The sequence below is a fragment of the Halomonas sp. QHL1 genome (assembly GCF_001882345.1).
Classification (GTDB): domain Bacteria; phylum Pseudomonadota; class Gammaproteobacteria; order Pseudomonadales; family Halomonadaceae; genus Vreelandella.
Map to the genome: position 1 here is coordinate 3915447 of NZ_MINL01000001.1, position 18630 is coordinate 3934076.

The 18630-nt window shown below is 55.6% G+C and carries 14 protein-coding genes; 10 read left to right on the forward strand and 4 right to left on the reverse strand.

The features are described from left to right. Positions 1–61 precede the first annotated feature (61 nt). From QHL1GM_RS17940 to QHL1GM_RS17955, 4 genes are read left to right on the forward strand one after another with little or no spacing between them, the layout of a single operon-like run. Positions 62–1549 carry a mannitol dehydrogenase family protein gene (locus QHL1GM_RS17940; protein WP_071695695.1) on the forward strand — a complete coding sequence of 496 codons (1488 nt, stop codon included), beginning with the start codon at positions 62–64 and terminating at the stop codon, positions 1547–1549. Beyond that, positions 1549–3036, forward strand: coding sequence for a xylulokinase (gene xylB / locus QHL1GM_RS17945; RefSeq protein ID WP_071695696.1), 1488 nt, complete (start codon positions 1549–1551; stop codon positions 3034–3036). Before QHL1GM_RS17940 ends, xylB begins: the two co-directional genes overlap by 1 nt. Positions 3037–3056: 20 nt before the next feature. After that, entirely contained in the window at positions 3057–4010 is a 954-nt protein-coding gene (gene tal / locus QHL1GM_RS17950) for a transaldolase (protein ID WP_071695697.1), read from the forward strand. Positions 4011–4054: 44 nt separating this feature from the next. Next, on the forward strand, positions 4055–4897 hold the full coding sequence (locus QHL1GM_RS17955; protein WP_071695698.1) for a fructosamine kinase family protein: 843 nt from the start codon (positions 4055–4057) through the stop codon (positions 4895–4897). Position 4898: 1 nt separating this feature from the next. Here QHL1GM_RS17955 and cynS read toward each other — a convergent pair whose 3' ends face one another. Both cynS and QHL1GM_RS17965 read right to left on the reverse strand, forming a co-directional pair. Beyond that, positions 4899–5339, reverse strand: a complete 441-nt coding sequence (cynS, locus tag QHL1GM_RS17960; RefSeq protein ID WP_071695699.1) for a cyanase — start codon at positions 5337–5339, stop codon at positions 4899–4901. Between the two features lie 58 nt (positions 5340–5397). Continuing rightward, entirely contained in the window at positions 5398–6210 is an 813-nt protein-coding gene (locus QHL1GM_RS17965) for a formate/nitrite transporter family protein (RefSeq protein WP_071695700.1), read from the reverse strand. 369 nt (positions 6211–6579) lie between these two features. Here QHL1GM_RS17965 and QHL1GM_RS17970 point away from each other — a divergent pair, with 369 nt between their 5' ends. The 5 genes from QHL1GM_RS17970 (at position 6580) to QHL1GM_RS17990 (ending at position 15563) form a co-directional block, all read left to right on the forward strand. Beyond that, positions 6580–8535, forward strand: coding sequence for a sigma 54-interacting transcriptional regulator (locus tag QHL1GM_RS17970; protein ID WP_071695701.1), 1956 nt, complete (start codon positions 6580–6582; stop codon positions 8533–8535). Positions 8536–8702: 167 nt separating this feature from the next. Then, positions 8703–10166 carry a TolC family outer membrane protein gene (locus QHL1GM_RS17975; RefSeq protein WP_071695702.1) on the forward strand — a complete coding sequence of 488 codons (1464 nt, stop codon included), beginning with the start codon at positions 8703–8705 and terminating at the stop codon, positions 10164–10166. A gap of 75 nt (positions 10167–10241) precedes the next feature. After that, positions 10242–11513 (forward strand): efflux RND transporter periplasmic adaptor subunit, encoded by a 1272-nt coding sequence (locus tag QHL1GM_RS17980; RefSeq protein ID WP_071695703.1) that lies wholly within the window; start codon positions 10242–10244, stop codon positions 11511–11513. Beyond that, a complete protein-coding gene (locus QHL1GM_RS17985) occupies positions 11513–14701 on the forward strand; it encodes an efflux RND transporter permease subunit (protein WP_071695704.1) in 3189 nt (1062 codons plus the stop codon). The genes QHL1GM_RS17980 and QHL1GM_RS17985 overlap by 1 nt, the downstream gene beginning before the upstream one ends. 175 nt (positions 14702–14876) lie before the next feature. Then, positions 14877–15563: a hypothetical protein gene (locus QHL1GM_RS17990; RefSeq protein WP_071695705.1), complete on the forward strand. Its 687-nt coding sequence runs from the start codon at positions 14877–14879 to the stop codon at positions 15561–15563. A 55-nt stretch (positions 15564–15618) separates the two neighbouring features. Here QHL1GM_RS17990 and QHL1GM_RS17995 read toward each other — a convergent pair whose 3' ends face one another. After that, positions 15619–16551 carry an alpha/beta fold hydrolase gene (locus QHL1GM_RS17995; protein ID WP_071695706.1) on the reverse strand — a complete coding sequence of 311 codons (933 nt, stop codon included), beginning with the start codon at positions 16549–16551 and terminating at the stop codon, positions 15619–15621. Positions 16552–16628: 77 nt separating this feature from the next. Continuing rightward, entirely contained in the window at positions 16629–17240 is a 612-nt protein-coding gene (locus tag QHL1GM_RS18000; protein WP_071695707.1) for a TetR family transcriptional regulator, read from the reverse strand. A 216-nt stretch (positions 17241–17456) separates the two neighbouring features. Here QHL1GM_RS18000 and QHL1GM_RS18005 point away from each other — a divergent pair, with 216 nt between their 5' ends. Further along, on the forward strand, positions 17457–18488 hold the full coding sequence (locus QHL1GM_RS18005; protein WP_071695708.1) for a succinylglutamate desuccinylase/aspartoacylase family protein: 1032 nt from the start codon (positions 17457–17459) through the stop codon (positions 18486–18488). Positions 18489–18630 lie beyond the last annotated feature (142 nt).

An 18630-nucleotide genomic window follows, 5' to 3' on the forward strand; every position in this document is an offset into this window, starting at 1 on the left:
CTACTTGTTACCTGTCTTTATTCACCCCATCGCGCCAAGTAGGCCTTGGCTGGAGAGTCCCATGACCCGTCTTAACAATCATAACCTGGGCACGCTAACCGACGATGTTGCCAAACCTCAATATGACCGCAAGACGCTAACCCCCGGCATCGTGCACATCGGCGTCGGCGGCTTTCACCGCGCTCATCAGGCGATGTACCTGGATGCCTTGATGAACCAGGGCGAAGCGCTGGATTGGGGCATTGTTGGCGTGGGCGTGATGCCTGGCGACAAACGCATGCAGCAGGCGCTGGCAGCGCAGGATTATCTCTATACCTTGGTGGTGAAACACCCTGATGGCCAGTATGAGCCGCGGGTCATTGGCAGTATGGTGAATTACCTGTTTGCACCGGAAGAGACCGAGGCAGTAATCGAGCAGATGGCCGATCCGGAGATTCGCATTGTGTCGCTGACAGTGACCGAAGGCGGATACAATTTTCACCCGGTGAGCGGCGAATTCGACCTCGATAACCCCCAGGTACGCGCCGATCTTGCTAACCCTACCCAGCCCACCACCAGCTTCGGGCTGGTGGTGGAAGCGCTCGCCCGCCGCCGTACGCGGGGCATTGCGCCGTTCACCGTGATGTCCTGCGATAATATTCAAGGTAATGGCGACGTGGCCAAGCGTATGTTTGGCGCCTATGCCCAGGCGCGGGACGCCGAGCTAGGCGCCTGGGTTGCCAGCGAAGTGGCGTTCCCCAACGCCATGGTGGATCGTATTACCCCGGTGACGTCGCCTACGGATATTGATGAACTGAGTCAGCGTTTTGGGGTAGAGGATACCTGGCCGGTGGTCTCCGAACCCTTCACCCAGTGGGTGTTGGAAGACCACTTCCCCCTTGGGCGTCCGGCGTTTGATAAAGTGGGTGTCCAAGTGGTGGAGGATGTCGAACCCTACGAGCTAATGAAGCTACGCCTGCTCAACGCCAGCCACCAGGCGCTGACCTATTTTGGCTATTTAGCCGGATACCGCTATGCCCATGAGGTGTGCCAAGATCCGCTATTCGTTGATTTTTTACTGGGCTATATGCGCGAAGAGGGCACGCCGACCTTGGCGCCAGTGCCGGGGGTTGATTTGGAAACCTACCGCTTAACGCTGATTGAGCGCTTCGCCAATCCGCAAATCAAAGATACCTTGGCACGCCTCTGCGCCGAGAGCTCTGACCGCATTCCTAAGTGGCTAGTGCCGGTGATTCGCCAACAGTTGGCCCAAGGTGGCGAGATAGAGCGCAGCGCCGCCGTGGTGGCCAGCTGGGCGCGCTACGCTGAAGGGGTAGACGAGCAGGGTGAGCCCATTGAAATTGTCGATCGCTTGAAAGCGCCGCTCATGGCGATTGCTGCCGAGAATCGCCAGCGGCCAACGGCCTTTATCGAAAACCGCGAGCTGTTTGGCGACTTAATCGACAGCACCCGTTTTGTTGAAGCCTATTTAGCTGCTCTAAGTTCACTGCACGAACGTGGCGCACGCGCTACGCTAGAGGGTCTGGCGTCGTCCAAAGGAACATTGTGATGTATATCGGGGTAGATTGCGGTACCCAGAGTACCAAGGTAGTGGTGGTAGACGTTGAGCGGGGCAAGATTCTGGCTGAAGCAAGCCGCCCCCATCACCTGGAAGAGGGCGAAAATGGCCGCCGAGAGCAGGCGCCCGCGGAGTGGTTAGCCGCCCTAAAAGAGGCTTTTTTTGCCGCACTGGACAAAGCCGGTGTCTCGGCCAGCCAAGTGCGCGGCATCGGCGTCTCCGGCCAGCAGCACGGCATGGTCGCACTCGATGGCGAAGGTGTGCCGGTTTACCCCGCCAAGCTGTGGTGCGATACCGAGACCAGCGCCCAGAACGCTGATTTAGTTGCCCGACTGGGTGGCGAGGCAGGCTGTTTAGAGAAGCTGGGGCTGGTGCTGCAAACCGGCTATACCGCGTCTAAAGTCGCTTGGCTGCGGGAGCGGCAGCCGGATGCTTATCGGCGTATCGAGAGCCTACTGCTGCCCCACGACTACCTTAATTTCTGGCTCACCGGTGAACGGGTCACCGAGGCGGGCGATGCCTCCGGCACTGGCTACTTCGATACCCTTAAGCGCTGCTGGCAGCTGGATGTTTTTGCCGAGATAGCCCCAGAACTAGACCCCAAGCGGGTACTCCCCCGCGTGCTGGAAGCCCATGAGCCGGTAGGCGTTGTGCGCCCGGCGGTGGCCCGTGAGCTGGGGCTGGGCGAAAATGTTGTCGTCTCCTCCGGCGGCGGCGACAATATGTTGGGTGCCATTGGCACCGGCAATATTACCCCAGGGCTAATCACGCTGAGTCTGGGCACCTCCGGCACCGTTTGCGCTTACTCGGCTACCCCTATTGAGTGCGATAACGCCATGGTCGCCAACTTCTGCTCCAGCACCGGCGGCTGGCTGCCATTGATCTGCACGATGAATGTCACTTCGGCCACGACGCGGGTACGCGAGCTGTTTGGCTTGGATCTGTCGGCGTTTGGCGAGAAGGTAGCCAGCGCGCCAATAGGCGCCGAAGGCGTGACCGTATTGCCGTTTTTCAACGGCGAGCGAGTGCCAATGCTTCCCGACGCCGCAGCGGACTTCCTTGGCCTGACCAGTCTGAATACCACCCAGGCTAATGTGTGTCGGGCCGTGGTGGAGGGGGCCACTTTCGGGCTACGCTATGGGCTGGAACTGCTGGGTGATTTAACCGCCGGGGCCAGCCAGATTCGCTTGATCGGTGGCGGCGCTAACAGCCCCGTATGGCGGCAGATGGTAGCGGATATTACCGGTACCCAGGTGATTTGCCCTGAGATTACCGATGCGGCCGCGCTTGGCGCGGCAATACAGGCGGCTTGGTGCGACCAGCGGACCGAGGGCGTAACTCTGGAGGCGCTGTGTGAGCGGCTCGTCCATTTGGATGCCAAGTCGTTGGCCGACCCACAACCAGAAAGTGTGGCCGCCTACCAACCCATTTATGCGCGTTATTGCGCAGCACTTGAACAACGCCATGGCGGCGCTTAAAAGCATATCAAGGAGATTTTATGACCAGCCAGCTGCAACAGTTAAAGCAACATTCGCTTGTCGTCGCCGATACCGGAGATCTTGAGGCTATTCGCCGTTATCAGCCCCAGGATGCCACCACTAACCCGTCGCTGCTGCTCAAAGCGTTTAGCCTGCCAGGTTATCAAGCGCTGATCGACGAAGAGCTGAGCAGCGTAAAAGCCTCTGGTGGTAGCCGTGAAGAGCAGGTCAAGCATGCCGTTGACCGTCTGGCGGTGGCGATGGGTAGTGAGATTTCCGCCGTGGTGCCGGGCCGTGTCTCCACCGAAGTGGCTGCTCGTTTGTCGTTTGATACCCAGGCCAGCATCGCCAAGGCCCATGAGTTAATCGAACTGTACGACGCACGCGGCGTGTCACGTGACCGTGTGCTGATCAAGCTGGCGTCTACTTGGGAAGGCATTCGTGCCGCCGAGGTGCTCGAACGCGAGGGCATTCAGTGCAACCTAACGCTACTGTTCAGCGATGCCCAAGCCCAGGCCTGCTTTGATGCCGGGGTATTTCTGATCTCTCCCTTTGTCGGCCGTGTGACTGATTGGTATAAAAAAGAGACTGGCAACGACTACACGCCGGAAAACGATCCAGGCGTTCAGTTTGTTCAGGGTGTTTGTGAGCGTGCCAACCAGGGTGGCTACGACACCGTAGTAATGGGCGCAAGCTTCCGCACCACCGGCCAGGTGCTTGCCTTAGCAGGCTGCCCAAGGCTAACGATTTCGCCTGCCTTGCTAGAAGAGCTGGATGCCACTGAAGGCAGTGTCACCGCACAAATTCAATCTGGTAAAGGCAGTGGCAAACCTACTGAGCCGCTGAGCGAAACCGCCTTCCGCTGGGGCCACAATCAAGACGCCATGGCCAACGACAAGCTGGCTGAAGGTATCCGCCGCTTCCATGATGATCAGTTGGAACTGGAATCATTGATCGATAAACGCTTGAATTAAACTACCAAACTTAGGACCTACTCATCCTTATGGAGAGACGCACTATGGATGCCACCCTGAGCCAGCTGCTCGAGTCTATCGAGTTAACCCCTACCGGCGGTTTGCAGCCGCTAAGTGGGGGTGACATTGCTGCCGTTTATCGCTTGGAGACCCAACAGGGGCAGGTGGTGATTAAGCACGACGACGCGACGCGAGTGCGCGGTGAAGCCGAGGGGCTACGTGTCTTGGGCAGCGCCTGCGAGAAGCTTGCGGTCCCGGAAGTGCTAGGTTTATCGGAAGGCTGGCTGGTCATTGAGTCATTAGACACAGTGCCTGGGGAGCCGAAGAGCGAGGCCGCGCTTGGTGAAGGGCTGCGCGGCCTGCATAGCGTAATTGGCGATGCCCACGGCTGGCATCAAGATAATGCCTGTGGGCAAACGCCTCAGCCGAATTCCCCGCTTAGCGACGGACGAGCTTTTCAGCGCGAGCGTCGCCTACTTCCGCTGTGTGAGGCGTGCCACCAGCGTGGTCTATTGGGTAATGAGCTGCGAGGGCGGATCGAGCGCTTAGCCCATGATTTAGAACACTGGTTGCCGAATGTACCGCCCAGCTTGCTACACGGCGATTGTTGGTCGGGGAATGTGCTCTTCACCACCTGGGGGCCGGCGCTTATCGATCCGGCCGTTTATCGCCACTACCCGGAAGTGGACGTGGCGATGCTGACGCTATTTGGTTCGCCGGGCGAGGCGTTTTTTGACGCCTACTGGAACGGCGACGCCCCGACCGATTGGCCGAGGCGTGAAGCCCTGTTTCAGCTCTACCCGCTACTGAATCATCTGCTGCTATTCGGTGCCGGTTACCGCTCGGCAGTTGAACGCAGCGTGGCGAGGGTCGAGTCCTTAGCTTGAGTTACCAAGACTTATAGGGCAAAAACTTACCGTTTAAGGTGAGCAAAACCCGGTCGCCTTTGGGGTCTTCGATTTTGTCGACCTCCATGGTGAAGTCGATGGCGCTCATAATGCCGTCGCCAAATTTCTCCTGCACCACGTCTTTAAGGGTCTCCCCGTATACGCCGACAACTTCGTACAGGCGGTAGATGAAAGGGTCTTGGGGAATCGCTTCATCCCAGACTTTGGTAGGGAAGGCCACCAGGGCGTCAGCGACATCGCTCTCCACACCCAGTGTGTCGCAAAGCTTAGCGGCAACCTCTTGGCTGGCGCTGTTCATACCGTAGCAGGCGGAGGCGACCCAGACTGGCGACATGTCGACTGCCTTACCAATATCGTCCCAGCTCATCTTTTTACGCGCTTTGGCGGCGAGCAGAGTGTGACGCATTTCGAGCTTATCCATGATAGTTCTCCTTTAGAGGAAGGGCGTTTGACGCCCTTTTTTGCCTAATAGGCTGTGATCAAGAAAAGACTTTTTTGGCTTGGGTGCGGACGTGGGTGGTGTAGAGAACCAAACCAACCAGAGTTAAACCGCCTACCAAGTTGCCCAGTACCGTGGGGATTTCGTTCCACATAATGTATTGATACAGAGTGAAGTCAGCGCCCATCATGAGACCAATCGGGAACAAGAACATGTTGACCACGGAGTGCTCAAAGCCGAGATAGAAGAAGACAATGATCGGCATCCACATGGCCATGATCTTGCCGGAAACCGTTGTGGAGATGGCGGCGCCCACCACGCCCATTGAGACCATCCAGTTACAGAACATGCCCCGCAGAAAAAGCACGATCCAACCGGCAAGCCCCGCCTCCTGGTACCCAACCGTGCGGCTTTCACCAACGGTCATCATCATTTGGCCGACAGCGTTGATCTCTTCAGTGCCGCCCATGGTGAAGTTCAGGTAGCCAAAGGTGGCGATAAATAGGGCGCCACAAAGGTTGCCAAGCCCCACCAGCGCCCAGCACTTCAGCATCCGGGGCAGGGTGACGCCAGGCCGCTTGTCGAGCCATGCAAGAGGTACCAAGGTGAAAACACCTGTGAGCAGGTCATAGCCCATCAGATAAAGCATCACAAAGCCGACCGGAAAGAGCAGCGCCCCAATCAAAAAGTTGCCTGTTTGGGTCGCGATGGTGATGGCAAAAATAACCGCCAACGCTAGGGTCGCCCCCGCCATAAAGGAGCGGATAAGCGTATCTCGGGTGCCCATATAGATTTTTGACTCACCCTGATCCACCAATTTGGTGACAAATTCACTGGGCATTAGATAAGACATAAGTATGTCTCCTGTGTCATTTCGGTTAATTAACGCCTAACCCAAGAGTTTTAGTGTTTCCTGCTAGGAGCGATAAATAGGAGCAATAAAACCGATGGCTGCGCCGTCCTGGTGCAAAAGAGATTAAGCGTGTGGCGCTATCGCACTATCCACCTAACCATTGCTATTTGTGTGCCAACTGGAGCGAATTGTTTTTAATTATCTGTTTTTAATGAATTAATTTATTTTTACGAAGATGTTTTTGAAGCGCTTATCGCGTTACGAAAAATCGTAATTAACGATATTTCGTTGTTTTATTTGCGAAATGTCGTAAGTGGCGCGGGAATTGAATGGTTAAGGAGAAACCACCTTGAGCCATGAGGTATGCCAATGGATGAGCAACAACGCACACACACCGCGGCCTTGATGGGCGGTTTCTCACCTCTGGCGATGATCGTGGTCGACCCTTTTGCCGATCAGCTGCTGGACGCTAACCCTGCCGCCTGTGAGTTGCTCAATATTGATGAAGCACTCCCTCTAAAGGCGCCTTTTAGCCATCGTTTGAGTGCTTCACTGCCGCTATGGGTGAGCTTTACTGATGAGACGCTGGCACGAAAAACGGCCTGGTCGGATGACCTGGCGATACTAGACATGCTGCGCCAGCCTTATCGGGTAGAAGTTTATGCCCAGCATATTGAAGACTCTTCGCAGCTGTTGCTGACGCTGATCGACCGCAATAAAGCCGAGCAGCAGCGAGCAAAAGCGGAGTTAGGCCGCCAACACCGCCAGGGAGAGGTGGGCTGGCAGCGAGTCGAGCAGGTATTCGAGCAGATTGAGAAACAGAACCAGCTGATTCTGGGCGCAGCGGGTGAGGGCATTTATGGCCTGGATGCCGAGGGTAAAACCACCTTTGTTAACCCCGCCGCCGAGCGCATTCTGGGCTGGAGTACTGAGGATATGGTGGGCCACGACGCGCACCTGATGTTCCACCATACCCACGCCGATGGCAGCCACTTCCCGGTGCAGCAGTGTCCTATTCACGCCTCGTTCAGCGACGGCCAGGTGCATCACGTCGATAACGAAGTCTTCTGGCATAAAAATGGCGAGGCGATTCCCGTTGAGTACACCAGCACCCCCATTTTTGAAATGGGTCGTTTGGTTGGGGCGGTGGTGCTGTTTCGCGATATTCGCGAGCGCAAGCGCGCTGAGCAGCAACTGCGTGATGCCCTTGCAGAGGTGGAGTCACTCAAGCAGCGTCTGGAGCTGGAGAATGAGTACCTTCAAGAAGAGATAAAAGCGGAGCTTAACCATCGCGATATTGTCGGCAATAGCCCGGCGGTGGCAAAACTGATCCAGCAGATTGAGCTGGTCGCTCCCACTAGCGCCAACGTGCTGATCAGCGGCGAGTCGGGTACCGGCAAAGAACTGATTGCCCGCGCCATTCATGCCGGTAACTCGCGCAGTGATCGACCGTTGATTCGCGTGAACTGTGCGGCTATTCCCCGTGATCTGTTTGAGAGCGAATTTTTTGGCCATGTAAAAGGCGCCTTTACCGGCGCGGTTCAGGATCGTCCAGGGCGCTTCGAGCTTGCCCACGGCGGCACGCTATTTCTGGATGAAGTCGGTGAAATCCCCCTGGAGCTGCAGAGCAAGCTGCTGCGGGTGTTGCAGGACCAGCAATTTGAGCGGGTGGGCGATAACCGTACCCGCGAGGTAGATGTTCGTGTGATTGCTGCTACTAACCGCGAACTACGCGACATGATCGACGAGGGCCACTTTCGTGAGGATCTCTATTTCCGCCTCAATGTGTTCCCGATTGATTCGGTACCGTTGCGCAAACGAATAGAAGACGTACCGCTGCTGGCGCGGCACTTTTTACAGCGTGCCTGCCTGAAATTTAATAAGCCGGGAGTGCGCATCCCCCCCGCCCAATTGGAAATTCTTCAGCGCTACCCATGGCCGGGCAATATTCGTGAGCTGGAAAACATTATTGAGCGCCAAGTGATTGTGACCCAGGACCGCCGCTTGATGTTTGATGACCTGCTGTTGGGTGAGCCCCCGCGTTCGATAGGTCGTACTAACCCGGTGCCCGCGTCAGCCCACGCCAGCGTGGAGAAAAGTGAAGCTCTGCTGACCGAACATGCGCTTGGCCAGCGCCAGCGGGAGAGCACAATTGCTGCTCTGGAGCGGGCGGGAGGTAAAGTTTCCGGGGCGGGAGGTGCGGCGGAGCTGCTGGGCATCAAGCCCACTACGCTTGCTTCACGCCTGAATAAATGGGGCATCGATACGCGGGAGTTTCGCAAAAGAAAGTTCGATTTATCGCCAACCCATCATGCTTTGGACTAAGGTAAGCTGGGAGAGACTTGACAATAGGCTGCACACACATTTTTAGATTGTTCAAGGCTAGCATACATACATGAATGTAACTATAATGCTCATCTTTCTGAATGGTTAAATGCGCTAATTGATTTAGCACATGCGCCATCCTGACGCTGATACCTAGAGGCAATCCCATGCGACTGGCACACTGGGCAGTCAATGCCCCTTTACGACCCTTACTGTTAGCGGTAATCACCGCTTCCTTTGTATTGCCTGCTCAAGCTGCCGATCTCATCACGATTACCCGTGATGCGTTGGACAATAACGCAGAGCTTGCCTCTGCGCGTTCCGAGTATTTGGGCGTTGAAGCAGGCAGAGATATTGCTCGAAGTGGTTTGCTCCCCCAAATCAACGCGTCGGGCACCGTGGCGCATAATCAACAGTATGAAAGTCAGGGTTCAACCCAAGCGGGAGTAGGTGCTGGCCAGAATAATGTGAGGTCCGATGATGACCGTTACAACACCGTCTCGCTCTCCTTAGAAGCCACCCAAGCGCTTTATGATGAAGTTACACGCCGAGAAGTCACTCGGTCCGAGCGTCAAATTGATCAGCAGGTGTACTTGCTGGCAGCCACCGAACAGCAGCTACTGATCGATACAGCCAGTGCCTATTTCGACATCCTGCGTGCTCATGAAGTGCTAGAAGCGCGTTTTGCTCAAGAGCGGGCCATTGGCCGTCAGCTTGAGCAGGCGGGCGAGCAGTTTGAAGTCGGTTTGATTGCGATTACCGAAGTCGAAGAGGCACGCGCCACCTTTGACCAATCGCGTGCTGATCGCATTGCCGCAGAGAGCAATCTGCAGGTGGCTTTTGAGGCACTAGAGCAGCTGACCGGCCAGCGTTACGCCAGCATTGAAGCGTTGGGCGACAGTATGCCGATTGCACTCCCAGAGCCAAGCAGCCGCGACTACTGGGTAGAGCAAGCCCTTGAGCTTAATCCTCAAGTATTGGCCCAGCAGGCGGGTATTGAGGTTTCCCGTAGCAGCGTGGAAATTGCCCGCGCGGGTCGTTTACCCACCCTTCAAGCCTTTGGTAACTATCAATATGGCGACAGTGATATTGATAACACCACGGGGAATGACTCCTCTAGCCAGGTGGGCTTAAGCGCCAATTTGCCGATCTACACCGGCGGCATCACCAGCGCCAGCATCCGCCAGGGGACTTATCAACTGGAAAGTAGCCAGTACGATTTTGAGTCCCAGCGGCGCTTGTCGATCCAACAAGTCCGCTCGCTTTATACCCAAGTCAGCAACGATGTGGAAACCGTTGAGGCCCGTGAGCAGGCCATCGTCTCAAACCAGAGCGCACTGGAGGCCACTCGCGCTGGTTATGAAGTCGGCACACGTAACATCGTGGATGTGTTGAACGCTGAGCAAAATCTGTATAACGCCATCGCCAACTACGCCGAGGCCCGCTACGACTATGTGGTGAATCTGCTCTCGCTGCGTCAGCAAGCTGGCCGCCTGGATGTAGACGCCATTGAGGAAGTCAATGCGTGGTTAACCGGCGATGAAGTGAACTTTACCCTACCAGAAAGCGGCGGCAATGACCGCTATGAGCCCGCGCTCAACATCGGTGCACCGCCCCAGCCTGGCACGTAATTGCCCGTCTGTTGTAAATGATCCAGGTGCGCACGTGCTATCGGTCACCTTAAAAAATATATGGGAACTCAACGTATGATGAAAATGATTCACTCACACCGAGCGAGTCTGGTGACGCTGTTAGCCGCGCTGGCACTCGCGGCCTGTGGTCAAGAGCAATCAGAGGCACCCCAACAAGGTGCCCAGCAAGAAACCCCACCACACAAGGTCGAAGTGGTGGAAATGGCCCGTCAGGATATCCCACTAGATAAATCTTACCCCTCGTTGCTGCGCAGTGATGATGAAGTCACCTTGGTTGCCCGTGTAAACGGTTTTCTGGAAGAGCGTCACTTTGAACCCGGCCAGTTGGTGGAGGAGGGCGATAACCTTTATACCATCGAGCCAGATCTTTATCAGGCAACCGTCAACCAGCGTGAGGCTGATTTACAAAGCGCTCGTGCCGAGCTTTCACGCGCCCAGCGTGATGCCCAGCGCTTCGAGCAGTTGCTAAGCCAGAACTCCGTAAGCCGTCAGCAGTATGACCAGGCATTGGCCGACCAACGGGTAGCCCAAGCGAGCGTTGCACAAGCAGAGGCTGCCTTAACCAGCGCTAACCTGGACTTAGGCTATTCCCAGGTGACCGCCCCTGTTTCGGGTATGATCGGTTTGAGCCAAGTCAACGTTGGTAATTTGGTCACTTCCGGAACGGAGCTGGCCACCATCACGCCTTTAGACCCACTAGAAGTACGCTTCCAACTGCCTCAGCGCGACGCTTTTGAGCTGCGCCAACAGTTGAGTGAGGGCGGTGAAACGTCGGATATTCGTGCACGTTTGAGTATTCCAGGTGTGAGCGGCGGCAGCGATTCTGAGCTGGAAGGCCATTTAGACTTCCTGGGTTCACGGGTAGACAGCGGCACCAGTACCGTTCAGGCATCCGCAACGTTTGAAAACCCGGACGCTAGCGTACTGCCCGGCCAATTTGTACGCGTGCGTATTGAAGGCTTAAAGCGCTTTGACGTGCTGGCCGTGCCAGAAATTGCTGTGACCCAAGGCTTAATGGGCCCGCAAGTGTACGTGCTGGACGAAGAGAATAAGGCCCGCGAACAGACGATCTCTTTAGGCGAAGTGGCGGGCCCCTGGCAGTTGATTCGTGAGGGCATCGAGCCGGGTGATCGCGTTATTGTCGGCGACCCCGCCGGTTTAGAGCCGGGGATGGCAATTGACCCCCAGCCATTTGATGGCAATGCAGGGGCAGTAGTCGAAGAAGCTGAGCAAGAAGAGGCGCAAGAAGAGCAAGAAGCGGCGCAAGCGATGGAAGAGGGGGCAGCCGATAGCCAGCCCGCTGAAGGGGAAGAGGGTGCGCAATAATGAACTTCTCTAACTTCTTCATCAGCCGCCCGATATTTGCCACAGTGTTGGCAATTATCGTCACGCTGGTGGGCGTTATGTCGATGCGGATACTGCCTATTGAGCAGTACCCCAGCGTTGTGCCGCCGACGGTTTCCGTTCAGGCGCAATTCCCAGGAGCGGATGCTGAAACCGTCGCACAAACTGTTGCGGCACCGCTCGCGGAAGCCATTAACGGCGTTGAGGACATGCTCTACATGACCTCAAACAGCGCTGATAACGGCACCATGAGCCTTAGCGTGGCATTTAATATCGGCACCGATGGCGATATTAATACCATCAACGTTAACAACCGGGTTCAAGGGGCGCTTTCGCAGTTGCCAGAGGCAGTGCAGTCCCAAGGCGTGACCGTGGAGCTGCGCTCGGACTCTATTTTGATGTTTATAGCGCTGACTTCGCCAAGCGGTGACTACAACAACATCTATATGCAGAACTACGCCACCTTGAACGTGCTTGATGAACTGCGTCAGGTGCCTGGGGTGGGTAATGCTGAGGTGTTGGGTGGTGGTGAGTTCGCCATGCGCATCTGGATGGACCCGGATAAATTGGCGCAGTACGACCTAACGCCTAGCGAAGTGGCGAGTGCAATTAGAGCGCAAAACACTGAGATCCCGGCCGGTAGCCTGGCATCGACGCCGCAAAGTGAACCACGCGCTTACACCTATACGATTACTGCGGGTGGTCGACTGAATGACGTAGATGACTTCCGCAATATCTACCTGCGTACCAATAGCGACGGCTCCTCATTGCGTTTGGAAGACGTGGCGCGCATTGAGCTTGGGGCATCTTTTTACGGGGTCGATGCGCGTTTGAACGGCTCCACCATGACGCCGATCATCATTAACCAGCAGCCTGGGGCCAATGCGTTAGAAACGGCGAATGGTGTGCGTGCCACCATGGATGAACTGCAGGGCCGCTTTCCTCCTGGCCTCGAATATGTAGCGCCTTACGACACCACGCTGTTTATCGATGCGTCAGTAGAAACGGTTATAAAAACGTTTATTGAAGCTTTTCTGATCGTTATCGTCATTCTGTTTATCTTTCTACAGAACTGGCGCTTTACGGTTATTGCCATGTCGGTTGTGCCCGTCGCGGTGGTGGGTACCTTTGCAGGCTTCTACGTATTTGGTTTTTCGATCAACCTGTTGACGCTGTTTGCCTTGGTGTTATCGATAGGGATAGTGGTCGACGATGCCATCCTGGTGGTGGAGAACGTCGAACGCGTGCTGAGTGAAGAGGATGATATCAGCGTACGGGATGCCACTATCCGGGCAATGAAAGAGGTCGGTGGTCCGGTTATTGCCACCTCGCTGATTATGGCAGCGGTCTTTATTCCCGTGGCCTTCCTGGGCGGCTTTACAGGGCAGATTTACCAGCAGTTTGCGATTACCGTGGCGATCTCGGTAGCGCTCTCGGCGGTCATGGCGTTGACCTTTACACCAGCCCTATCGGCGATCTTTATTAAACATAAAATCGCCGGCGCCGGTCAGTCCAAGGTTAAACGCGCTTTAAACACGCCGTTCCGTCTGTTCGACCGTATGTTCGCAGGGATTACCGCCGCTTACATGTGGGTCGTAAAAGGCTTGGTGCGTTTTTGGGTGTTGGCATTGGCGCTCACGGTGCTGACGGGGGTGGGGTCGTACTGGCTATACGTCAATACGCCTTCAACACTGGTGCCCGAGACCGACCAGGGTATCGTGCTGGTAAGCGTATCGCTGCCCGATGCGGCGTCGCTTGACCGTACCCAACGCTACATGGAAAAACTCAGCGCGGAAGTGGAAGCTATTCCAGGCGTTGAATACTCCTCTGCCGTGGCGGGGTACGACATTCTGTCGAGCGCCGTAAACACTGCCCGGGGCATCATGTTCGTCAATATGCACCCCTGGGCTGAGCGCGAACTGACCGCTGACGAGTTAGTGGGCCGCATTATGGGATTGGGTGCCAGTATCGATGGCGGCTCTGCGATGGCCTTTAACGTGCCACCGATTATGGGGCTTTCGACCACGGGCGGTTTCACCGGTTATTTGCAGTCTTTTGAAGGGGCGACGCCGCGGGAACTCTACGAAGCTTCGCTGCAGATCATGCAGAAGGCTAATGAGCACCCTGCGCTTAACCAGGTGTTTTCAACCTTCAACGTCAACGTACCGTCGTACCGGGCCAACATTGATCAGCAGAAGGCGCTAAGTTACGGCGTGGCGCTGGAGAATATTAACTCAGCCCTATCCAACACCTTTGGTAACGGCTTTGTGAACTACTTCAGCTACCAAAACCGTAATTTCCAGGTGTATCTGCAAAACGAGGATGAATTCCGTAAAACGCCAGAAGATGTGAGCAGCGTTTATGTTCGCGGCGGTAATGGTGAACGTATTCCGCTTTCCGAGTTTGTCGAGCTTGAGCGTCAAACGGGTCCGTCTGTAGTATCACGATTCGGTGTTTACGCCGGTGCTCAGTTCCAGGGTAATCCCGCACCTGGCTATAGCTCGGCGCAGGCGATCGAAGCGATGGAGCAGGTGGTTCAAGAAACGCTGGGAACCAACTGGGGCATGGGTTGGACCGGTACGGCGTACCAGGAGTCGAACCTGGGGAATGCCGCGACTCTGGCTATCGTTTTCGGGCTATTGATGGTCTTCCTGATTCTGGCGGCTCAGTATGAAAGTTGGTCGTTGCCACTGGCGGTACTGACGGCAACGCCCTTTGCCTTCCTGGGTGGTATTGGTGGCATCGTGCTGCGCGGGCTGGACACCAGCGTGTATGTGCAGATTGGTATGCTGGTGGTGGTCGGGCTTGCCGCGAAAAACGCTATTCTGATCGTAGAGTTCGCCGAACTTCAGCGTAAAGAGCAGGGTAAAACCATTCGTGAAGCGGCGATTACCGCAGCAGAGCTGCGTTTCCGTCCCATTGTAATGACCTCCTTGGCGTTTATCTTCGGTACCTTGCCACTGGCCTTAGCGACCGGCGCCAGCGATGTGAGTAGCCATCACATTGGTACCACGGTGGCCATGGGCATGTTCTCTGTTGCCACCTTGGGAAGCCTGTTTATTCCCAGCTTCTACGCCATGATTGCGACAGCCTCTGATTGGTTGGGTCGCAAAATGAAGGGGAAAAAGCATGAGTCCAATCAGCCGGCGCTGGAGCACGACCAGCATTAACGCTTAGCGATTTATGCGGTGTGAAAGGTTGAGAACTAGCGGGTGTCATCTTCGGGTGGCACCCGTTTTTTATTGTGATGACTGAGATCAAGGTAGTGGTGGCGCCCGAAAGCTAATCTGGACTAAGCTGGAAGTAACAATACATCGCCGGCTAAGTACCGGGGGAGGAGTCGCCATGAACCATTTAGTGCATGCTGCTACGCAATTTCCAACCATTGTCTTTACAGTGCTACTTGGGCTGTTAGCCCTTTACTGGCTATTAGTGATTATCCGCTTAGCCCCTTTAGAGTTGTTTGAACGCGATAGCCTCAAAGAAGATCACATGGCCAGCACGCTGGTATCTTTAGGTTTCGCGGGGGTTCCCGCGTCGCTTGCATTAACGGTCATTCTGACCATTGCTGCGGCACTTACACTTGCAATCGAGCTGCTGGTGTTGCGCTGGCTGCCACTCGGCTTAATACGTATTCCGGTGGGGGTGGTGGTGCTCTGGGCCACGTTGGTCATTGCCTCGCCTGTGGCGGCGATGCTCTGCCAGGCGTTGCACCGTGGGCTGCACCGTTACCGCCCCTTCACCCGGCGCTGCCTGCTAGGCCAAACGGTTGTAGTGACTGGGTGTCAGGGTACCGGTGAACAGGCGTTTGCAGTGATTGATGATGAGCCCAATAGCACGGTGAAGCTGCTTAGCAAGTGCGATGCCCTGCCTGTACAGGGAGAGCGCCGAGTCCTGGTGAAGTACTTACCTGATGAGGGGGCTTACCGCAGTGTCTCTGAGCAGACGTATCTGGAAACGCGGGTTCGTTTGAAAAGGCTGCGGCTAAATCACAAAAACCACCATTCAACCCATTACTCTACCTCTCACTGATACGTCATTTTCACACAGGCTAGCCACCGGGAAGCACGATCCTTAGGCATCCCGGTTATTTCCACCAACGCCGCCACTGCTGCGCCAGCCACTTTATTGCACGCTGCCAGCGAGTGGCGTGTTGCGTTTTATCAACTGGGACTGGGCGAGGTGCGGGAGGGGTTAAAAAGTGGTGGATGGGATCAACCTGTACGGGTTTATCCAGCATGGGCGCATGACCACAGTTAGGCACGGTAAGCGTCACAAGCTTAGGATGTGCTTCGGCCATCCGCGGCAGTGTTTCGGGGTCTAATAGCGTCGACTCCTCACCTCGTATCACCATCAACGGACAGCGAATGTTCGCCCAGTCTGCCCACATATCTCGCGGCGTATCATGCACAAACTGTTCGCCGATACGCGGATCAAAATGATACGTCCAGCTGCCATCTGGTAACCGACGGGCACTGTTGAGTGCTAGTTCGCGCTTTGCAGATTCACCGGTAATACCGAAACTCGCGTAGTGCAGGTTGAGCTCATGCTGGAGTTCGCTAAACGTTGAGAAACGGTGGGTAACGCCGAAATAGCTGGAAAGACCAATAAGGCCCTGGGTGTTCAGCTCGGGGCCAACGTCGTTAAGAATCAGCCGGGAAATACGCGCGCTGTGCTGTGGGTCAGCAGCGATCAACATGCCAAGCAGACCACCCATGGAGGTGCCCAGCCAATCAACGTACTCGAGTTCAAAGTGGTCGAGTAGCGCGATTGCAACGGTGACGTAATGGCTATAAAGGTAGTCGTGGGCAGGGAACAGCGACCAGCTTGATAACCCGCGACCTGGGGTGTCCGGGGCGAGAATCCGCCATTCACTGCCGAGTTCCCGCGCCAGCGCACTGAAGTCGCCACCGTGGCGAGCAAAGCCATGCCAGGCGATCAGGGTGCGGGGGGCGGTAGGGTTCCAGATACGTACGGCCACTTCTAATTCGCGTACGCGGACAAACTCCAAGGCATCCATAGTGTACTCACACGGCTAAAACAGTAAGGCCAGTATAAGCATACTTGCTGCATTGCAGCGAGGGTGGGGTTAGATGTTTAGCGCTGCATCATGCGAATAGAAGTATCAATCAGCTCGCCACCGCGTTCACGAATCGAAAAAGCCTCGGGGTTACGCAGCCAGTCGTGGAAAAGGCCGCCCAGCATCGACTGCATCAAGCGCGTTGCTACTTCGGGGCTAAGGTCTGCGCGCAGCAATTGCTGCTGTTCAGCGAGTACAAAGACATTCAGCATTTCTTCAAAACACTCGTTGCCGATCTGCTCCTGCATATCGAGTGGGTTAATATCGCTGAAGAACTCGCAGCGATGCAGCAGGATCGAGAGTATTCGCTGGTAAGAGGGCTGCTCAAGGCGCACCAAGCCCGCATGACACGCCAGGCGAATAGACTCCAGCGGTGATAGTTCGGCGTCAGCTTTGTCGACCTCATCCATCAACGACTGAAAGGGCATACGCACCTGTTCAACCAGCGCCATGAACAGATCGCCTTTGTTTTTAAAATGCCAATAAACGGCACCGCGAGTGAGGCCAGCATGGCGAGCAATTTGCTCAAGGGAGGTGCGCGCCACGCCTTTAGCAAAAAATACCTCTTCAGCAGCGTGAAGCAGTGCTTCGCGAGTAGCAGCCGCTTCCGCTTTGGTCTTTCTTGCCATGGAAATGCAACCTCATTATCGACACAGTATGGTCACATTTTAACCTAAGCTGAGGCACATTTACATTCAAAACTGTATGGTTAAATAAGCCATCTCATAACGTGGATTAACAAATTCGTCATTTCATGACTTAAGGCGTATAAACAGGCGGAGAGATTAGTCCACATGCGTACTCACGTCGTGAGCAAAACGGATTAAAAAAACAGGATAGAAAGCATGGCGCGAGCTCCTTTTCAGCTGGGCGAACATACCATTATGCCCGGCCAACGCTTACAAGTTGATGTGCCGGTGGCGCGCTTATATACCCATACACCCCTGCATATTCCAGTCGAGGTCGTACATGGCCGCAAGGATGGCCCGGTGCTGTTGGTCTGTGGTGGCATTCACGGTGATGAAATCAACGGAGTGGAGATTGTCCGCCGGGTACTGCGTGCGAAAGCGATCAATAGCATCCGCGGCACCCTGATCGCTGTGCCGGTGGTGAATGTATTCGGCTTCTTACAGCAAACCCGCTACTTGCCCGACCGGCGAGATCTTAATCGCTGCTTTCCGGGCAGTGAGTCGGGCTCCTTAGGCGGGCGGATCGCGGCGCTGTTCCGCGAAAAAATTGTCGATCACGCTACCCATATTATTGATCTTCACACCGGGGCTATACACCGCACCAACCTGCCGCAAATTCGTGCCCAGCTGCAAACCGGCAGCGAAACCGAGCGCATGGCGGATGCTTTCGGTGCGCCCGTGGTACTGAATGCGGAACTGCGTGATGGAAGCCTGCGCCACTACGCCCAGACGCGGGGTATCCCGGTACTCACCTATGAAGCCGGCGAGGCACTACGTTTTGACGAGTGGGCGATTGCTCCAGGGGTTCGCGGTGTGCTGCGGGTTATGCGTCGGCTAGGCATGCTGACCGGCGAGCAGCGCCGCCGCACACCAGCGCCCGCGGAGCTTGCCAAAGGTTCAAGCTGGGCGCGTGCACCCATCGACGGCATTATGCGGCCCAAAGTGCGGCTAGGCGCCCGCGTTGCCAAAGGCGAGGTGCTGGGCAAAGTCGCTGACCCCTTTGGCAATGATGAGGGCGAAGTGCGTGCCGTCGCCGATGGCATTGTGATTGGCATGAGCCGCTTGCCGCTTGCTAATGAAGGCGAAGCGCTGTTTCATATTGCCCGCTTTGATGAGATTGATGAGGCCGAAACGGCTGTCGAGAGCTTTAACTCAAGCTTGGTGCCGCCGCCTGATTCGTTTTATTAATGGCTCATCATAATGAAAGGCTATTGCTCTCATAGTTAAGAAATAGCTACTGAAAATGGCAAGTTAGCAGCCGCTTGACTATACCTAGAGGTGGGCTTTGTTAGCGGCTGTTAAAATGATAATAACTAAAATAGATAGCTAA

Bases quoted from the DNA above. Each gene is read 5' to 3' on its own strand.
- QHL1GM_RS17940 (WP_071695695.1), top strand. From the start codon at position 62: ATGACCCGTCTTAACAATCATAACCTGGGCACGCTAACCGACGATGTT.
- xylB (WP_071695696.1), top strand. From the start codon at position 1,549: ATGTATATCGGGGTAGATTGCGGTACCCAGAGTACCAAGGTAGTGGTG.
- tal (WP_071695697.1), top strand. From the start codon at position 3,057: ATGACCAGCCAGCTGCAACAGTTAAAGCAACATTCGCTTGTCGTCGCC.
- QHL1GM_RS17955 (WP_071695698.1), top strand. From the start codon at position 4,055: ATGGATGCCACCCTGAGCCAGCTGCTCGAGTCTATCGAGTTAACCCCT.
- cynS (WP_071695699.1), bottom strand. From the start codon at position 5,339: ATGGATAAGCTCGAAATGCGTCACACTCTGCTCGCCGCCAAAGCGCGT.
- QHL1GM_RS17965 (WP_071695700.1), bottom strand. From the start codon at position 6,210: ATGTCTTATCTAATGCCCAGTGAATTTGTCACCAAATTGGTGGATCAG.
- QHL1GM_RS17970 (WP_071695701.1), top strand. From the start codon at position 6,580: ATGGATGAGCAACAACGCACACACACCGCGGCCTTGATGGGCGGTTTC.
- QHL1GM_RS17975 (WP_071695702.1), top strand. From the start codon at position 8,703: ATGCGACTGGCACACTGGGCAGTCAATGCCCCTTTACGACCCTTACTG.
- QHL1GM_RS17980 (WP_071695703.1), top strand. From the start codon at position 10,242: ATGATGAAAATGATTCACTCACACCGAGCGAGTCTGGTGACGCTGTTA.
- QHL1GM_RS17985 (WP_071695704.1), top strand. From the start codon at position 11,513: ATGAACTTCTCTAACTTCTTCATCAGCCGCCCGATATTTGCCACAGTG.
- QHL1GM_RS17990 (WP_071695705.1), top strand. From the start codon at position 14,877: ATGAACCATTTAGTGCATGCTGCTACGCAATTTCCAACCATTGTCTTT.
- QHL1GM_RS17995 (WP_071695706.1), bottom strand. From the start codon at position 16,551: ATGGATGCCTTGGAGTTTGTCCGCGTACGCGAATTAGAAGTGGCCGTA.
- QHL1GM_RS18000 (WP_071695707.1), bottom strand. From the start codon at position 17,240: ATGGCAAGAAAGACCAAAGCGGAAGCGGCTGCTACTCGCGAAGCACTG.
- QHL1GM_RS18005 (WP_071695708.1), top strand. From the start codon at position 17,457: ATGGCGCGAGCTCCTTTTCAGCTGGGCGAACATACCATTATGCCCGGC.